The 16,984-nt window shown below is 66.5% G+C and carries 16 protein-coding genes; 10 read left to right on the plus strand and 6 right to left on the minus strand.

Going from position 1 to position 16,984, the window contains the following annotated elements:
* Positions 1-28 precede the first annotated feature (28 nt).
* From hemL to ccsB, 6 genes are all read left to right on the plus strand, one after another.
* Complete coding sequence (hemL, locus tag HK401_RS11310; RefSeq protein ID WP_181274751.1) at positions 29-1,390, plus strand: glutamate-1-semialdehyde 2,1-aminomutase; 1,362 nt, start codon at positions 29-31, stop codon at positions 1,388-1,390.
* On the plus strand, positions 1,387-2,028 hold the full coding sequence (locus tag HK401_RS11315; protein WP_181274753.1) for a histidine phosphatase family protein: 642 nt from the start codon (positions 1,387-1,389) through the stop codon (positions 2,026-2,028). Before hemL ends, HK401_RS11315 begins: the two co-directional genes overlap by 4 nt.
* Positions 2,025-2,624, plus strand: a complete 600-nt coding sequence (locus HK401_RS11320) for a TlpA family protein disulfide reductase (protein WP_181274754.1) — start codon at positions 2,025-2,027, stop codon at positions 2,622-2,624. The genes HK401_RS11315 and HK401_RS11320 overlap by 4 nt, the downstream gene beginning before the upstream one ends.
* Complete coding sequence (locus HK401_RS11325) at positions 2,621-3,385, plus strand: cytochrome c biogenesis CcdA family protein (protein ID WP_181274755.1); 765 nt, start codon at positions 2,621-2,623, stop codon at positions 3,383-3,385. The genes HK401_RS11320 and HK401_RS11325 overlap by 4 nt, the downstream gene beginning before the upstream one ends.
* A 38-nt stretch (positions 3,386-3,423) precedes the next feature.
* Positions 3,424-4,995, plus strand: coding sequence for a cytochrome c biogenesis protein ResB (resB, locus tag HK401_RS11330; RefSeq protein WP_309135967.1), 1,572 nt, complete (start codon positions 3,424-3,426; stop codon positions 4,993-4,995).
* Positions 4,996-5,128: 133 nt separating this feature from the next.
* Positions 5,129-6,136 (plus strand): c-type cytochrome biogenesis protein CcsB, encoded by a 1,008-nt coding sequence (gene ccsB / locus HK401_RS11335; protein ID WP_181274757.1) that lies wholly within the window; start codon positions 5,129-5,131, stop codon positions 6,134-6,136.
* A gap of 337 nt (positions 6,137-6,473) precedes the next feature.
* Here the strand turns inward: ccsB and HK401_RS11340 are convergent, their stop codons facing one another.
* Complete coding sequence (locus tag HK401_RS11340) at positions 6,474-6,908, minus strand: PLD nuclease N-terminal domain-containing protein (protein ID WP_181274758.1); 435 nt, start codon at positions 6,906-6,908, stop codon at positions 6,474-6,476.
* Between the two features lie 84 nt (positions 6,909-6,992).
* Between HK401_RS11340 and HK401_RS11345 the strand changes: the two genes are divergently transcribed.
* Positions 6,993-7,355, plus strand: coding sequence for a DUF4229 domain-containing protein (locus tag HK401_RS11345; RefSeq protein WP_181274759.1), 363 nt, complete (start codon positions 6,993-6,995; stop codon positions 7,353-7,355).
* A gap of 106 nt (positions 7,356-7,461) precedes the next feature.
* Here HK401_RS11345 and HK401_RS11350 read toward each other — a convergent pair whose 3' ends face one another.
* The 3 genes from HK401_RS11350 to HK401_RS11360 are packed head-to-tail and all read right to left on the minus strand — an operon-like array spanning position 7,462 to position 10,628.
* Entirely contained in the window at positions 7,462-8,394 is a 933-nt protein-coding gene (locus HK401_RS11350) for a 1,4-dihydroxy-2-naphthoate polyprenyltransferase (protein WP_181274761.1), read from the minus strand.
* Positions 8,395-8,448: 54 nt separating this feature from the next.
* On the minus strand, positions 8,449-9,687 hold the full coding sequence (locus HK401_RS11355) for an AMP-binding protein (protein WP_309135968.1): 1,239 nt from the start codon (positions 9,685-9,687) through the stop codon (positions 8,449-8,451).
* Between the two features lie 20 nt (positions 9,688-9,707).
* The gene (locus tag HK401_RS11360; RefSeq protein WP_181274762.1) at positions 9,708-10,628 is read right to left on the minus strand and encodes a 1,4-dihydroxy-2-naphthoyl-CoA synthase; all 921 of its coding nucleotides are present in this window, start codon (positions 10,626-10,628) and stop codon (positions 9,708-9,710) included.
* 126 nt (positions 10,629-10,754) lie between these two features.
* On the opposite strand from HK401_RS11360, the gene HK401_RS11365 reads away from it, so the two are divergent.
* Both HK401_RS11365 and HK401_RS11370 read left to right on the plus strand, forming a co-directional pair.
* A complete protein-coding gene (locus tag HK401_RS11365) occupies positions 10,755-11,324 on the plus strand; it encodes a dienelactone hydrolase family protein (RefSeq protein WP_181274763.1) in 570 nt (189 codons plus the stop codon).
* A gap of 106 nt (positions 11,325-11,430) precedes the next feature.
* Positions 11,431-12,579, plus strand: coding sequence for an o-succinylbenzoate synthase (locus HK401_RS11370; protein ID WP_181274765.1), 1,149 nt, complete (start codon positions 11,431-11,433; stop codon positions 12,577-12,579).
* Between the two features lie 69 nt (positions 12,580-12,648).
* Here HK401_RS11370 and HK401_RS11375 read toward each other — a convergent pair whose 3' ends face one another.
* Both HK401_RS11375 and HK401_RS11380 read right to left on the minus strand, forming a co-directional pair.
* Positions 12,649-13,359 (minus strand): hypothetical protein, encoded by a 711-nt coding sequence (locus tag HK401_RS11375; protein ID WP_181274766.1) that lies wholly within the window; start codon positions 13,357-13,359, stop codon positions 12,649-12,651.
* Between the two features lie 15 nt (positions 13,360-13,374).
* Entirely contained in the window at positions 13,375-14,916 is a 1,542-nt protein-coding gene (locus HK401_RS11380) for an alpha/beta hydrolase (RefSeq protein WP_181274768.1), read from the minus strand.
* 59 nt (positions 14,917-14,975) lie between these two features.
* Here HK401_RS11380 and menD point away from each other — a divergent pair, with 59 nt between their 5' ends.
* Positions 14,976-16,841 (plus strand): 2-succinyl-5-enolpyruvyl-6-hydroxy-3-cyclohexene-1-carboxylic-acid synthase, encoded by a 1,866-nt coding sequence (gene menD / locus HK401_RS11385; protein WP_219921877.1) that lies wholly within the window; start codon positions 14,976-14,978, stop codon positions 16,839-16,841.
* Positions 16,842-16,984 lie beyond the last annotated feature (143 nt).

A 16,984-nucleotide genomic window follows, 5' to 3' on the forward strand; every position in this document is an offset into this window, starting at 1 on the left:
CGACCCGCGACGATTCAGAGGAGACCCCATGACGACAGCAGAGACGAACGCTCACGTCACCGACCAGTCAGCAGCACTCTTCACCCGTGCCGAGGCGGTCATCCCCGGCGGAGTCAACTCCCCGGTGCGGGCGTTCAAGGCCGTCGGCGGCACGCCCCGCTTCATCACCGAGGCCACGGGTGCGTGGCTGCGCGATGCCGACGGCAACGACTACATCGACCTCATCGGCTCGTGGGGGCCGATGATCATGGGTCATTCCCGCCCCGAGGTCGTCGCCGCCGTGCAGGAGGCCGCGGTCAAGGGCTTCTCCTTCGGCACACCGTCGACCGGTGAGGTCGAACTCGCCGAGGAGATCGTCTCCCGCGTCGACCCCGTCGAGCAGGTGCGGCTCGTGTCCTCGGGCACCGAGGCGACGATGTCCGCGATCCGTCTTGCCCGCGGCTACACAGGACGGTCCAAGGTCGTGAAGTTCGCCGGCTGCTACCACGGCCACGTCGACTCCCTGCTCGCCCAGGCCGGATCCGGCCTGGCCACCTTCTCCCTGCCCGACACCCCGGGAGTCACGGGCGCGCAGGCCCAGGACACCATCGTCGTCGGCTACAACGACGCCGCAGGACTCGAAGCCGTCTTCGCCGAACACGGCGAGGACATCGCCTGCGTGATCACCGAGGCCAGCCCCGGCAACATGGGCATCGTGCCCCCGGTCGACGGCTTCACCAACACCATCCGTCGGCTGACGAAGGCCCACGGTGCGCTGATGATCAGCGACGAGGTGATGACCGGCTTCCGCGTCTCCGCGGCCGGCTGGTACGGCTACGAATCGCAGGCCCTCGGCTACCCCGAAGGACCGGCCGACCTGTTCACCTTCGGCAAGGTCATGGGCGGCGGATTCCCCGCGGCGGCCTTCGGCGGTCGCGCCGAGATCATGGCGCATCTGGCACCGGCCGGACCCGTCTACCAGGCGGGAACCCTGTCGGGGAACCCCGTGGCCACCGCCGCCGGACTCGCCACACTCAAGCTCACGACCGAACTCGATGTCTACTCGCACATCGGCCGCGCCGCGGACATTCTGCGCCCGGCCGTCGCCTCAGCGCTCGAAGCCGAAGGTGTTGCCCACGTCATCCAGTCCGCGAACTCGATGTTCTCCGTGTTCTTCACCGATGGTGCCGTGACGAACTACGACGAGGCACGCGCGCAGAACGTCGACCGCTACACCGCGTTCTTCAACGCCATGCTCGATCAGGGCATCCACATGCCGCCGAGTGCCTTCGAAGCCTGGTTCCTCTCCTACGCCCACACCGATGAGATCCTCGATCGGATCATCTCCGCACTGCCGGCGGCGGCGAAGGCCGCGGCCGCCGTGCCGGAGTCCGGGAAAGGACAGGCATGACCACGATCCATCTGGTCAGGCACGGTGAGGTCGACAACCCGGAGAAGATCCTCTACGGCCGCCTGCCGCACTTCGGACTGACCGAGCGCGGTCATGAGATGGCCGCTCGGGTCGCCGAGCACTTCGACGCCGCGGCGACGACCCCGGTCGAACTCGTCGCCTCCCCGCTGCTGCGGACCCAACAGACGATCGCCCCGCTGGCGAGCACCCTCGATCTGCCGGTATTCACCGACGACCGGGTCATCGAAGCGGCGAACTCGTTCGAAGGTCAGAAGGTCGACGCCCGGCGCCTGGCCGAACCGAAGAACCTGCTGCGTCTGTACAACCCGCTGACCCCGTCGTGGGGCGAACCGTACAAGCAGATCGTGCTGCGCATGCGCGCGGCAATGGCCAGCCTGCGTGCGAAGCTCGACGGCCACGGTCCCGAGGCCGAAGGCGTCATCGTCTCTCACCAGCTGCCGATCTGGATGACGCGGCTGTCGGGGGAGGGGCGTTCCCTCTTCCACGACCCCCGCCGACGCGAATGTGACCTGGCTTCTATCACCAGTTTCACATTCGACTCGTCCACACTGGTGTCCGTGAGTTATGAGAGCATCTGTGCCGATCTGCAGCCCGGAACCCCGGTGGCAGGAGCATGAGTTTCGGCCGCAGCCCACTGAACCGCCGCACCCTGTTCGCCTCGGCCCTCGCCGCCGGCACAGCCGTTCTGGTCAGCGCCTGCAGTGAGAACGACGAACTGGCCGATCAGGCCGGATCCGACCAGGGCTACGTCTCCGGTTCGGGAGTCGTCTCGCAGGTGGCCGTCGACAAGCGCGGTGAGCCCTTGGATCTGAGCTTCGAGACCCTCGAAGGGAAGACGATGTCCCTGGCCGATCTGCGCCCGACCCCCGTGGTCATCAACCTCTGGTACGCGGCCTGCCCGCCGTGCCGGAAGGAGGCACCGGATCTCAAGTCCGTAGCCGACGGATTCGGCGACAAGGCGCAGTTCATCGGCGTCAACGTCCGAGATCAGGCCGCCGCGGCGAACGCATTCATCAACAACTACCAGGTCCCGTACCCGAACATGCTCGACTCGAGCGGAGAGATGGTCTCCCTCCTCTCCGGTGTCCTGCCCCCGCAGGCGACCCCGTCGACGGTCGTGCTCGATGCGAAGGGCCGGGCCGCTGCCCGAGTCGTCGGCGAGGTCGACGCTTCGACGCTCAAGGGACTCGTCGAGGACGTGCTGGCGGAGTGAGCGGGCTCGGGGCGGAATTCGCCCAGACGGTTCTCTCCGGCCCGCTGCTGCTGGCCGCCGGTGCCGCAGCACTGGCAGGACTCGTCTCCTTCGTCTCACCGTGCGTGCTCCCGCTCGTCCCCGGCTACGTCGGATACGTCACCGGGCTCTCGGGAACCTCGCTGCGCGACAAGCAGACATGGCGGGTCGTCGTGGGCATCAGCCTCTTCGTCCTCGGCTTCACAATCGTCTTCGTGCTGCTGGGGACCAGCTTTTCCGCCCTCGGGGCGCTGTTCTCGCAATGGCAGTCGGTGATCATGCGCATCCTCGGCGTCGTCGTCATCATCGCCGGTTTCGTGTTCATGGGCGGGTTCGGTCTGCTGCAGAACGAACATCGGATCCGAGCGCGGCCGAAGGCGGGTCTGTGGGGTGCACCGGTCCTCGGTGCCACCTTCGCGCTCGGCTGGGCGCCGTGTGTGGGACCGACGCTGTCGGCGGTGCTGAGCATGTCGGTGAGCTTCGGCGGCGACGGCATGATCTGGCGCGGCGCCCTGCTCGCATTCGTCTACTGCCTGGGACTGGGAATCCCGTTCATCATCCTGGCGGTGGCGATCCACAAGGGCGCGGGACGACTCGAATGGGTGCGCAGACACCAGACCGCGATCGTGCGCGCCGGAGGCATCATGCTGATCATCCTCGGTGTGCTCATGGCCAGCGGCGTATGGAATATGTGGATGACCTCTCTGCAAGGTCTGATCAATGGATTCGAAGTGGTGATCTAGTGGCGGAGAAGACGAAGTCGGCGAGCCAGAAGCCTCAGGTGACGCAACCTCAGCTGGGCTTCTTCGGCATGTGCCGGTGGGCGTGGACGCAGCTGACGACGATGCGCGTGGCGCTCATCCTGCTGCTCGTCCTCGCGCTCGCAGCGATCCCCGGCTCCCTCCTGCCTCAGCGCATCCAGGACCCGGGACGGGTGAACACGTTCCTGGAGAACAACGGTGCGTGGGGTACGTTCCTCGACACCATCCAGATGTTCGACGTCTACTCATCCGTGTGGTTCTCCGCCATCTACCTGCTGCTGATGATCTCACTCGTCGGCTGCATCATCCCGCGGACGAAACAGCACTGGAAGGCGATGCGCTCGGCCCCTCCCAAGGCGCCGAGGCGGCTGGGCCGGATGCCCGGCTACGCCGCCTTCACCTCGGCTACGGGGGAGGCCGACACTCGAGAGGACGCCGACCAGGTCTTCCTCGACCGTGCCGAGGCCCGGCTGAAGAAGTCCGGGTACCGGATCAATCGGCGGGATGACCATGTGGCGGCCGAGCGCGGATATCTGCGGGAGACGGGCAACCTCGTCTTCCACGTCGCCCTGCTCATGGCCACCCTGACGATGGCTATCGGTTCGCTCTTCGGCTACGAAGGTCAGCGCATCCTCGTCGAGGGGGAGACGTTCTCGAACTCCCTGGTCTCCTACGATTCCTTCACCCCCGGGTCCTACTACGATGCGGACAACCTGCCGGACTTCCGGCTCAAGCTCGACAGCTTCTCCTCGAGCTTCGACGATCAGGCGGCGGGCAATCAGTTCGGGCAGCCGCGCAGCTTCGATGCGAAGGTCACGACGAACTCCGAGGGCAAGACCGAATCGCACACACTCGAGGTCAACAAGCCCGTGCGCATCAACGGCGTCGGCGTCTACCTCACGGGCAACGGCTACGCCCCCGAGGTGACCGTCCGTGACGCTCAGGGCAACGTCGTCCAGTCCGGGCCGCAGGTCTTCATCCCCGACGGCGGCGACGGGGGCTACACCTCGGAGGGCGTCATCAAGGTCCCGGATTCGGCCGGCACACAGATGGGCTTCGTCGGGGTCTTCCTGCCGACCGCAACGCAGAACGACAAGGGCGAGCTCGTCTCGAGCTTCGCCGAGCTGCGCAACCCCTACCTCGTGATGAGCGGTTACACCGGCGACCTCGGCCTCGACGACGGAGTCCCGCAGTCGGTGTACTCCCTCGATGCCGATAAGATGACCGAAATGACCGATGACTCGGGCAATCCGCTGATCATCCAGCTCGCCGAGGGTGAGACTCAGGACCTGCCCGGCGGCGGATCCGTGACCTTCGACGGAGTGAAGAAGTACATCGCCGTCGACATCTCGCAGGATCCGACGCAGGCGCTCATGCTCATCAGTGCGATCCTCGTGCTCGCCGGCCTGGGGCTGTCGCTGTTCATTCCCCGCCGCCGCGTGTGGGTGAGGATCAAGGACGGGAACGCCGAGGTGGCCGCCCTCGCCCGCGGTGAGGATCCGATGGTCGGGCGCGCCGTTTCCGACCTCGTGAAGGACCTGCGCGACCCCGACCCCGCTGAGGGTCAGGACGAGGGCGACGTCGAAAGATGAGACTCTGGTACTACGCGGAGTAGAATAGCCGCGGAGTGTCGGAGTTTCAGACCGCACCCGACAGGGCGGCGGGCTCGGACACGGGCACGCCGACAATGAGCGATATGAGAGCACCTGACGGTGCGGAGGATGAATGGACGTCAACACTGACCTCGCAATGTGGTCGAACCAGCTGATCATCTCGGCGATGATCGTCTATGCCTTCGCGATGATCTTCTATGCGTTCGACCTGTTCGGATCGCGCGAACTCAAGACAGCCAAGACAGAGGTCGCCAGCCCCGCGAAGGCGAGTGCTGTGCGGCGGACGAACCGGAAGACCGCGACCACTGCTGTCCTCGACCGGCCCGGCGATGATGAGTCGGAAGCACCGGTGGAGAAGAGCCGCGGGAACAGACGACGCGGAGCCCGCATCGGCACATCGCTGCTGGTGCTCGCCGTCCTGCTGCACGCCTCCGCCGTGCTCACCCGCGCCCTGTCCGTGTCCCGTGTGCCGTGGGGCAACATGATGGAGTACGTGCTCACGGCGACGACGATCACCGTCATCGTCTACCTCGTGGTGCTGACGAAGAAGGACGTGCGCTACCTGGGCACGTTCGTGTCCGGGGGAGTGCTGCTGTGCCTGGGCCTGGCGATCACCGTGTTCTACACCCCGGCAGCCAAGCTCATCCCGGCCCTGGACTCGTACTGGATCGCCATCCACGTGCCGATCGCGATCCTCTCGACGTCGCTGCTCTACATCTCAGCGATCCTCGCGGTGTTCCAGATCCTCAAGAGCGTCTACGAGACGAAGAACCCGAAGTGGCTGCGGTTCATGCACCGTCTGCCTGCGAGCGACGACCTCGAGCGCTCCTCCTACACGATCGCGGCCGTCGGCTTCATCACCTGGACCTTCACCCTCATCGCGGGTGCGATCTGGGCCGAGGTGGCCTGGAGCCGCTATTGGGGCTGGGACACCAAGGAGATCTGGACCTTCGTCGTGTGGGTCATCTACGCCGCCTACCTGCACGCTCGCGCGACCCGCGGCTGGAGCAAGACGAAGGTTGCGGTGCTCAACATCATCGGCATCGCCTCGGTGATCTTCAACTTCACCGTCGTCAACGTCTACTTCAACGGCCTGCATTCCTACTCCGGCCTCGACTGACGTCTACCCGACGGCGGCGAAACGCCCCTAGAAACCGCCAGTCGGGTGAGGGGCGTCTTCGTGCCGGCGCTTGGGCGGACACGACATGTCGTTCAGGCCGGAGTGCGGCGAGAACAGCCTCGTTCAAGCCCGAGCGCGGTAGTCGATCGTTGCACGGCTCCACAGATGCGCTTCGCCTTGAACGACCTGTGAGAGGCCTTTGCAGCCTCTCGAGGGTGGCTTTTCGGCCCACTTGAGGCTGGACAGCCCAGTTCTCAACGTGGGCTGCTCGGCGCAGATGGGGCCGAACTTGTAACTGCCGGATGGCGTCGATGCGACGAGGTCGATGCGACGGGACTCAGTTGGAGCGGCCGCGGCCTTCGCCCTTGGTACCGCGATCATCGGTGTCTGCCGAAGAGTCCGCTGCAGAATCGTCGTCATCGTCGGACTCGGAGGCGTCATCGCTCTCGGTCTTCGGCTCATCGTTCTCATGTGCCGGGGGAGCGTGCTTGCCGAGCTTGACGTCCCGGTCGACCTGTCGCAGGTAGTCATCGTCATCATCCGGGGCGACCTGCCCGCGGGGACGCTGCGCCGCCGACGGTTTGGCTTCGGAGCCACGACCGAAGAGGAACCAGAGGACGAATCCGAGGACCGGGATGAAAAGGATGATGAGGGCCCATGCGGGTTTGGGCAGGACTCGAATCAGACCCCGATCGCGCAACAGGCAATCGAAGAGTCCATACAGTGTCACCGCTGCCGCTAGGACGATCGCGGCAATGAGAAAACGAGCCATGCACCAAGGATAGTCCACGATCCTGAACACCGACTCAGGCAGTCGGTGACGAGACGATCACGATGGAGGGCTAAAATAGGCTCAATGCGCACCTTCTGGCTCTACACTCTCGCTCGACTCGGCATCATCGTCGGCGTCGGACTCATCCTCTTCCCGTTCCTCGGGCTCAACCTGCTGATGGCGGTCGCGGCCATCGTCATCGGCGCGCTGCTGAGCTACCTGTTCCTCGGGAACATGCGCGCTCGAGTGGCCACTGACATCGAGGCCCGTCTTGCCGCTCGTGCTTCCAAACCCAAGCGCAAGAGTGCCGACGAAGCGGCTGAGGACCAGATCGTCGACGATCGCCTCACCGAAGAAGAGCGCCTCACCGAAGAGGAACACGCAGCCGACGAGAAGCGGATTGCCGACGAAGAGAACCTCTCCGACGGCAACGGCCGAGAGAAATAGACCCCGGCCGTCTGCCGCCCAGAGCTGACACGCTCAGTGCCCTGCCAATCAGAGCTGAGACTCAGAACGCACTGGCTCAGAACCCACTGGCGCAAAACCCACGGGCTCAGAGCGCCAGGCCGAGCCCCATCAGTGCAGCGAATGCCAGGCCGGTCAGGCCGGTCGATTTGATCGGCGGGATGAGCCCGGGTCCCGTCGTACCGCTGAGCACCGTCTTGAGCGGGTTGAGCGCCGGCACCAGGGCGAGGATCGCCAACGCCGCTGCCGGATGCCCGTCGAGGATGGCCAGGGCCAGGAGCGCGAACGGCAGCAGCACGAGCACCGCATAGGCGATGCGGGCGGAATTGTCGCCCAGACGCACCGCGAGCGTGATCTTGCCGGCCTCGATGTCGGTGGGGATGTCGCGGAGGTTGTTGACCATGAGCACGGCGGACGCAAGCGAACCGATCGCCACGGCACCGGCCCAGCCGCTGAGGCTGAGGTGCCCGACCTGCATCCACATCGTTCCCAGGGTGGCCACGAGTCCGAAGAAGACGAAGACGAACACCTCACCCAGGCCCATGTACCCGTAGGGCTTCTTCCCGCCGGTGTACAACCATGCTGCGGCCACCGCGGCGGCCCCGACGATGAGGAACCACCAGGCCTGAGAGACGAGGATGAGCACGATCCCGACGACCCCGGCGATGCCGAAGAACAGGAATGCGGCACGTTTGACCTCGCGCGCCTCGGCGAGGCCGGTCGCTGTCAGACGCACCGGCCCGACGCGTTCGTCGTCAGTGCCGCGAATGCCGTCGGAGTAGTCGTTGGCGTAGTTCGAACCGATCTGCAGACAGAGGGAGACGAGCAGGGCGAGAAACCCGCGGAACAGGATCTGTCCAAGGCTGACGTGGTCGTCCCCGCCCGAGATGTCGTCGAGGATGAAGGCGGTGAACCCGCCGAGCGACCCGATCGCGGCGCCGGTGCCGATGAGGACGGGTGCGAGAGCCAGGGGGAGAGTTCGCAGTCGAGCTCCCGAAATCCACTGGGCGGCATCAGCCATAGTCCCAGGTCACCTTCCTCTTATGTCGTCGAACCGTCTCATATTACCGATTGTTCACCGGCAAGGGTATTCGGCGCAGTCCGCCGCAAGGCGCGCGGCAAGCTCGGCGGCGGCCCGACGGTCGGGTTTGCCGATCGACCGATTCGGGATCTCGTCGACGGGAAACACGAGGTGCGGCAGCAGGTGCCCCTCCATCCCATGATCGAGGCCGTTGAGATGCCGAGCCAGTTCGCGAGGGGAGCGACCGTCGAGCCCCGACCCGGCCTCCGCGGCGTCCCTGCCGGCGAACCTGACCAGCGCGACGATCTGTCTGCCCCACTCCTCGTCGGGCACCCACGTCACGAGCACCTCGGCGATGCCCTCCTTCTGCCAGCGCGGGAGCAGACCCGTCTCCAGAGCGTGCGGGGAGACATTCGTCCCGCCGGAGATGATGATGTCATCGACCCGACCGAGGACCGTGAGCACCCCGTGATCGAGGCGGCCGAGATCGCTCGTGTGCATGATCCGCCGACCGGCATCGTCGACGGTCAGCGCCATCGACTCCGCCGGTGCGATGGTGCCGTCGGGCGAGATCTCGACGTAGCCGTCGGCGACGACGGGGCCGGTCAGGTCGATCGTTCCCGCCTCGGTGATGGTGACCTCGACCCCGTCGAAGGGCACACCGTCGTACACGCAGCCGCCGGCGGTCTCGCTCATCCCATAAGTGCGCACGATCGACAGTCCCGCGGCATCCGCGCGTTCGAGCAGGGCCGGTGAGATCGCCGACCCGCCGAGGAGGATGTGCGAGATGCTTGCCGCGAGGTCGGTCGCATGATCGTCTTCGAGGATCCGGTGGAGCTGGGTGGGCACGAGAGACGTGTACGTCGGGCGTTCGCCCGCCCGTTCCAGCAGCTCGTCGACCGCTGAGGCGAAAGATATGGGGGAGAACCTCGCCGAGGTGGCCCGCACCGGTGGGCGCCCTGCCAGGCGGGCGCGCAGCTCCACCTGGAACCCGGCGATGTGGTTGACCGGCAGGCACATGTGCCAATCACCGGGCCCGGACAGAGAGTCCTCGGTCGCCTGCGCCGAGGCGGTCAGGGCTTCGGGGGAGAGCGCCACGGCCTTCGCCGTCCCCGTCGACCCGGAGGTGTGGAGGATGAGGGCCGGGCAGGGGCCCGGGCCCGTCCACGAACGGGGAGCCGCCTCGGTGACGGTGCCCGTCCGGGAGGACGGCAGGATGAGGATCGAGCGTCCGTCGAGAGCCCGGTCGATGGCCTCGGGCAGCTCATCGGTGCGCAGTTCGCGGGTGTCCACGGTGATCTGAGACCGAGCCGTCAGTAGTACCAGGGGAAGGGCGACCAGTCGGGATCGCGCTTTTCCAGGAAGGCATCGCGGCCCTCGACGGCTTCGTCGGTCATATAGCCCAGACGCGTGGCCTCACCGGCGAAGACCTGCTGGCCCATGAGGCCGTCGTCGACGAGGTTGAAGGCGAACTTGAGCATCCGCTGCGCGTTCGGGGACTTGCCGAGGATCTCACGCGCCATGGTCAAAGCGGCGGTTTCGAGTTCGGCGTGGTCGACGACCTCGTTGACGGCACCCATGTCGGCCATCTCCTGGGCCGAATACGTGCGGCCGAGGAAGAAGATCTCGCGGGCCTTCTTCTGCCCGACCATCTTCGCCAGGTACGCCGAACCGTAGCCGGCGTCATAGGAGCCGACGTCGGCATCGGTCTGCTTGAACTTCGCGTGTTCGCGGGAGGCGATGGTCATATCGCACACGACGTGGAGACTGTGGCCGCCGCCGGCAGCCCAGCCGGGGACGACGGCGATGACGACCTTGGGCATAGTCCGGATCAGTCGCTGGACCTCGAGGATGTGGAGGCGTCCGGCCTGAGCCGGATCGACGCTTTCACGAGTCTCGCCCGAGGCATACTGGTAGCCGGAACGACCGCGGATCCGCTGGTCTCCACCGGAGCAGAATGCCCAGCCGCCGTCCTTCTCGCTCGGACCGTTGCCGGTGAGCAGGACCGCTCCGACGTCGGAGGTCTGGCGAGCATGGTCGAGGGCGCGGTAGAGCTCGTCGACGGTGTGCGGGCGGAAGGCATTGCGGACCTCGGGGCGGTCGAAGGCGATCCGCACGCAACCGAGGTCGCTGCCGGTCGCCGGGTCGATCGCACGATGGTAGGTGATGTCGGTGAAGTCGAAACCGGAGACCTCACGCCACAGGGAAGGATCGAAGATTGCTGAAACCGTCATGGTCCCCAGCCTAGCGCTTGGCCCTGTGCACCTTGTGCGGCAGGCAACGCAGGTCTAGAGTCGAACATCATTGAGGCGGACCGGAACCACGAGCGCACCGAAATAACAGTCAATGGGAGACTGAAGATGGCCGAAGTTCTGCTCTATCACCATATCCAGGGCCTCACCGACGGGGTCAGCGCCTTCGCCGAGGATCTGCGGCAGCAGGGCCACACCGTGCACACCCCCGACCTGTTCGACGGACAGACCTTCGCCTCGATCGACGACGGCCTCGCCTTTGCCCAGGAGATCGGCTTCGATGCGCTCCGCGACAAGGGCCTGGCAGCAGCCGATTGGTTGGGGCCCGAGCTCGTCTATGCAGGCTTCTCCTACGGAGTGATGACCGCCCAGCAGCTGGCCCAGACCCGACCGGGTGCCCGAGGTGCCCTGTTCCTGCATTCGTGCGCCCCGGTCTCCGAATTCGGGCAGTCGTGGCCCGACGGGCTCCCGGTACAGATCCACGGGATGGACGGCGACGAGTTCTTCGACGAGGATCTGACGGCAGCACGTGAGCTCGCCGAATCGACGCCCTCGGCCGAATTGTTCGTCTACCCCGGCAACGCGCATCTCTTCACGGATTCCTCGCTCGAAGCGTTCGACGCCGATGCTGCCGGGCTGGTGCGATCGCGGGTGCATGCGTTCCTGCAGGGCCTCTGAGAGCGAGGACCTCTGAACGCAAGGCTCGGACCGGCGTTTCTGAGCACAGGCTGGTACCGGCCCCTGCACGCTGTCGTGCCCCAACGACGAGGGATAGTCTGAGGGCATGGCCGACCACGCGTGCACTCTCTCCGATCTCCCCGAACGGTTCGACGAGGTCATCGACGATCTGCATGTGCTGCGGCTGCCCATGGTCACCCGGTTCCGCAGCATCACCGAACGCGAAGTCGCGCTCTTCTCCGGTCCCGCCGGCTGGGCCGAGTTCTCCCCGTTCGTCGAATACCGCACCGAGGAGGCGAGCCGCTGGCTGCAGGCCGCCCTCGAATTCGCCGGCCTCATCACGTCGCCGACCGGTCTTCACCCGGCCTCGTCCGTCCGGTCGGTGGACGCCTGCTCGGCGGACACGGAATCAGCGCCCGCCGAGGCGGCCGAACCGCACCGTGAAAAAGTGGCGGTCAACGGCACGCTGCCGGCCTGTTCGCCCGGCGAGGTCGAAACCATCCTCGCCCGCTACGGCCGCGTCGGCACCGTCAAAGCCAAGGTCGCCGAGCATGGACTCGATTCTCTGGCTGAGGACCTCGAACGACTGCGCGAGTTCCGCCGACTCTTCCCGCAGGCCACTCTGCGCCTCGATGCCAACGCCGGCTATTCGCTCGATGAGGCGCTGACCGCCTCGGCGCAGTTCGCCGACTTCGGTCTCCAGTACTTCGAACAGCCCGTCGCGGCGGTCGAGGACATGGCGCGGCTCCGTGCCGAACTCGACCGTCGCAGACTGCCGGTCGTGCTCGCCGCCGACGAATCCATTCGCAAAGCCGAGGACCCGCTGCGGGTGGCCGAACTCGGTGCTGCCGAGGTCATCATCGTCAAGGTCCAGCCGCTGGGCGGCATCGGATCAGCACGTGCAGTCATCGACGACTGCGGCCTGCCGGCCGTGGTGTCCTCGGCGCTCGAATCATCAGTCGGTCTGGCCGCAGGTGCGACACTGGCCGCCGGACTGCCCCGCACCGAGATCAGTCGCAGACTCCTCGGTGATGATCCGGCCTGCGGACTGGGCACCGTGCGTCTCTTCGCCGACGACGTCACGAACCCGAACGCCGGGATGCGGCCGGTCGACGGATACGTCCCTGTCACGCGCATCGCCCCGGACCCTGACCGCCTGCAGACGCTGGCGGTGGATCCGGGGCGATACGACTGGTGGGCAGAGCGACTCCAGCAATGCTGGTCGCTTCTGCGACGCGAGCCCGAACCCGGCTGAGCCGGACTCGAACTCAGCTGAGCCGACCTCGACCCAGCCGGGCCTGGTCTCGACCGAGCTGGCCCGAACTCAGCCGGCGTTCTTGACGGCGTCGACGAAGGTCTCGGCGGTCGTCGACACGGTCGACTCGTCGATGTCAGCGACATTGGCCGCGGTGACGACGTTGTTGCCGACACGAGCGGAGATGGAACTCGTGTTGAGGACCGTCTGACCGCCGGCATCGATCGTCGCCTTGACCCCGACCGTTTCGTCGGCACCTGAGACGGTGGCGTCGAAGGACTCGAACTTCATCTTCATCTCGATGCCCTGGGACTTGATGCTCACGTCGCTGCACTTCTCCGTCACCGCGCTCGAGGTCTTCAGCTGAGACGCTGCGGCTTCATCGTCGGCGAGGCTGACGAGTCCGACGGACATGGTGTTGTCGCTCGAGACACCGGTGACCGTGGTGGTGTCACTGGCCTTCGCGGCGTTGAGCGCCGCCATCGACAGGTCCTTGCACTCGCTGGGTTCGTACTCGGCCTGTTCGAGCGCCTTGAGAGCTTGGCTGCCGGAGGCCGCGGTGGTGTCGATGGTCTTGAACGACAGGCCGTCCGCATCGGTGGATTCGAGGATCTTCTTCAGCTGCGCCTCGTCGAGCTGAGTCGCCTGCGGTGCCTCCTCGGTCTGAGCCGCAGCGCCGCCGCCGTCTTCCTGCGCCTTGTCGCCGCCGTCTTGGCCGCCCGAGCAGCCCACAAGGGTCAGACCGGCGATGAGCGCGATGGCTGGGAGTATGCGTTTCATGATAGACCTCTCGAGTCAGCGTTCCGTAGGAGAATCGGCGGCCGCAGCATCACGACCGCTCTCAATATATGCGCCCAGCACGTCATCCGCGGACTCAGGCTGTGCCGGATCTGAAACATCGACCGCTGAGGCATGGTCGCCGTCCGCGCCCACACCCGTGTCCGCATCGACCGGCGCCGAGGCGATTCGGACCGTCGTCACCTCATCCTGTCCCAGCGTGGTGAAGTGCTGAGTGCGTCTGCCGGGGATGATCGGGTCGTGCATGGCCGCGGCCAGTCGCCCCGTGAAAGTCAGTCGCCCCTTCTTGTCCGCCCGCTGCTGATAGGCATTGTCGCCGCTGGGTCCGGAGACCGTGATGTCATAGCGGCGCTTGGGCTCGAACAGGCCCGGGGTGCGCACCCGGAAGCTGCCCGTCCCGGACAGGGAGAAGCCGGCGGCGCTGACGGCGTCGAAGCGCACGATCTGAGCCCGACGCCGGGAGATCTCCACCCTCCAGCCGTGGATGTCGAAGAGGGCATGCCCGGTGAGATAAGAGAACTCACTGCCGTCGGCGACGCCGGGCCCTCGACGGTCCGAACTCGCATAGTTCCGGCGGCGACCCAGCGTTGTCAGCCACGCGCCGAGCTCGCGCTCCCAGCTGCTCCAGTTGTGCAGACCGCTGGTGCGGGGAAACCACGAGTGCCGGATGCCCAGTCCGTTGAGGCGGGCGGAGAAGCGCTCACCCTGGCTGTTGATCATCGACTCGAGCAGATCGCGGTCCTTCGACTCCTCGAGGCTGCCGGACCCGGCGCTGAACCACAGGTCGAGGCCGAAGAGGTTCTCGGCCAGCGCGTACGGGGAGTTCGCCAGCCATTCGCTGCGGTCGGCCACCGGGTCGCCGAAGAGCGTCATCGATCTCGCCCCTTCGCGCATCGCGATGATATCGAAGGCCGGCACCGTCGACAGTGGGTCCAGGGGTGAGGAGAACGCGGCCGCGGCGCCGAAGCGGTCCGGGTGCCAGGCGGCGTATTTCATCGTCCCGTATCCGCCCATCGACAGTCCCGCGAGCAGCTGGTTGGCCGGTGCCCAATCGACGGAGAAGTTCGCTTTGAGAAAGGCGGGGATCTCCTCGGTGTGGAAGCGCGGCCAGTCGTGGACCTCGCTGCCGACCGCCAACCGGGAATAGGTCCCCGCCCCACCGTCGGGCATGACGACGAGGTAGGGGGTCTCGAGCGTGAGCTCCTCGGCGGATCCGAAGTCCGTCCACGAACGGAAGTCGTCTCCGCCGCCGTGGAAGAGGTGAATGACGGGGCTGACCTCGGCGGGGATGCCGGGCAGGAGCACGCGGACACCGACGGTGCGGCCGAGTGCGGGGGAGTAGATGAAGAATTCGCGCAGCCTCGGCGAGAGTTTGCGTTTGTCACGGATATGCCACGTCTGGGCATCCTTGCCGCGGGGTTCGGGCCCGAGGAAGGCACTGTTCTGTTCGAGGGCAGGGTACCGTCCGCGCTGTGCGCGAGCCGCGGTCAGCGTGCGGATGGCACGTGCTCCCATCGCGATGATCAACGAGCGGCGCATTTCTCGAGGCTAGAGGGTCGAGATGAACCGCAGGTGGGCAAGTGGTTGAATATCAGGTGATGTCGAATTCGAGCGCGGTGGCGCAGCAGATAGCCCGGAGCCTGGTCCGATCGCGGGTGACCGATGTGGTCATCGCCCCCGGTTCCCGGTCCGCTCCCTTGGTCTACGCCCTGGCACCGCTGAACGAGGCGGGGCTGCTCCGCACGCATGTGCGCATCGACGAGCGCGACGCCGGGTTCCTCGCCCTCGGCCTGGCCCGCGGCCTGCGTGCGCGCGAACGGCAGTCTGCCGTGGCGGTCGTGACGACCTCCGGATCGGCCGTGGCCAATCTTCACCCTGCCGTCCTCGAGGCTTCCTACGGGCATCTGCCGTTGCTTGTGCTCAGCGCCGACCGACCCGCCCGACTGCGGGCGACCGGCGCCAACCAGACCATCGACGATCAGTCCCAAGTGCTCAGCGATGTCCGCGCCCGCTTTGACACTGCCGCAGGTGAGGACGCGGAGATCGTTGATTGCGCGGTGACCACTGCGGTGTCGGTGTCGGTGGGTCAGGTCGGCGGAACCGGCGCCGAGGTGGCCGGACCGGTCCAGTTCAACGTGCAGTTCGACACCCCGCTGGTTCCGACCCCGGACGAACTGAGGACGTGGACCGATGAGGTCGAGGGGATGGCCGAGTCCGAGCCTTCGGCGACGACAGTCGGGCAGGCCATGACCGCCGCACCGTCCGAGAGGGTCGCCCAAGCCGGGCCGGCGGAGGGAGCACGCTCCGGAGCCACCGTGACGATCACCTCCGGCACCGTCATCGTCGCCGGCGACGCGGGTGGTCACCCGGCCGAATCGCTGCGTTCGCTCGCCGCCGCTCACCACTTGCCGGTGCTCGCCGAACCCTCGAGTCCGCTGGCGCGGGCAACAGAAGAGTCCTCGACTTTCGTGCCCTCCCACGCGCGGGTCCTCGACGAGCGGACAGACCTGCGGGATGCGATCCGGACAGTCATCGTCCACGGCAAGCCGACGCTGACACGACCCGTGGCCGCGCTGCTCGCCGACGAAAGGGTGACCGTGCAGCGCGTGCCCGACGATATCGATGCGCTGACCCTGACCGTGACGGACGAGGTGACCGTGACGGGCGGGGCGATCGTTGCGGACGAAGCGACTATCGCGGATGACACAGTCAAGACCGATGTCGCAGACGGCGATGCCGCTGCGGGCGCTGTGTGGGTGCGTGACTGGATCGATGCGGGGGAGGGCTTTGTCGCAGCCGCTCGGAACGAACGTTCCGCGGCAGCGGAGTCGACCAGGTCCTCGCACGCGGAGTCGACCGGGTCTGCAGGCGCCGCCTCGGCGGGGGATTTCCAGTCGACTGCACGCGCGATCACCGAATACCTCGCCGGGCAGGACACCACACTCTTCGTCGCGAGTTCGAACTCGGTGCGCTATCTCAGCGATGCCGCCGACATCCGTGCCCGCATCCATGCCTCGCGGGGACTGGCGGGCATCGACGGACTCGTCTCCACTGCCACGGGGCTGTCCCTCGGGTTGGGTGAGCCGGTCGTTCTGCTCATCGGGGACATCGCGATGCTCCACGACATCGGCGGGCTGCTCACCCCCAGCGCCGAGGCCATCGGCGACGTGACGATCGTGGTGCTCAACGACGACGGGGGAGCGATCTTCTCCGGACTCGAACACTCCCAGGACCACCTCGCAGGATATCTGGAGCGGTACTTCACCGTCCCGCACGGCCGCGGATTCGCCGACCTCGCTGCAGGATACGGGTGGGACTATGCGCAGGTGACGAGCGCGGCAGCGTTCGAACGCGCCTTCGCCGGTGAAGGCAGCGCCGACGCCTCCGGTGCGAACGCTGCTGACGTCTCCGGCACCGGCGTTGCCGGAAGTCGCCGCATCATCGAGGTCGCCATCCCGCGCTGATCCGGCTCACTGATCGTTTGCCTCGAAGAACACGCCGTGCAGGACGCGTTCTTCAACCGAACCGGTGAGTGAGCGGCCCAGGCGGTGTGAGCGCCGAGATGGTGTGAGCGGCCCGGGCGGGCAGAGTGGCCGGGGAGGCAGAG

This window comes from Brevibacterium oceani, assembly GCF_013623835.1.
Taxonomy (GTDB): Bacteria; Actinomycetota; Actinomycetes; order Actinomycetales; family Brevibacteriaceae; genus Brevibacterium; species Brevibacterium oceani.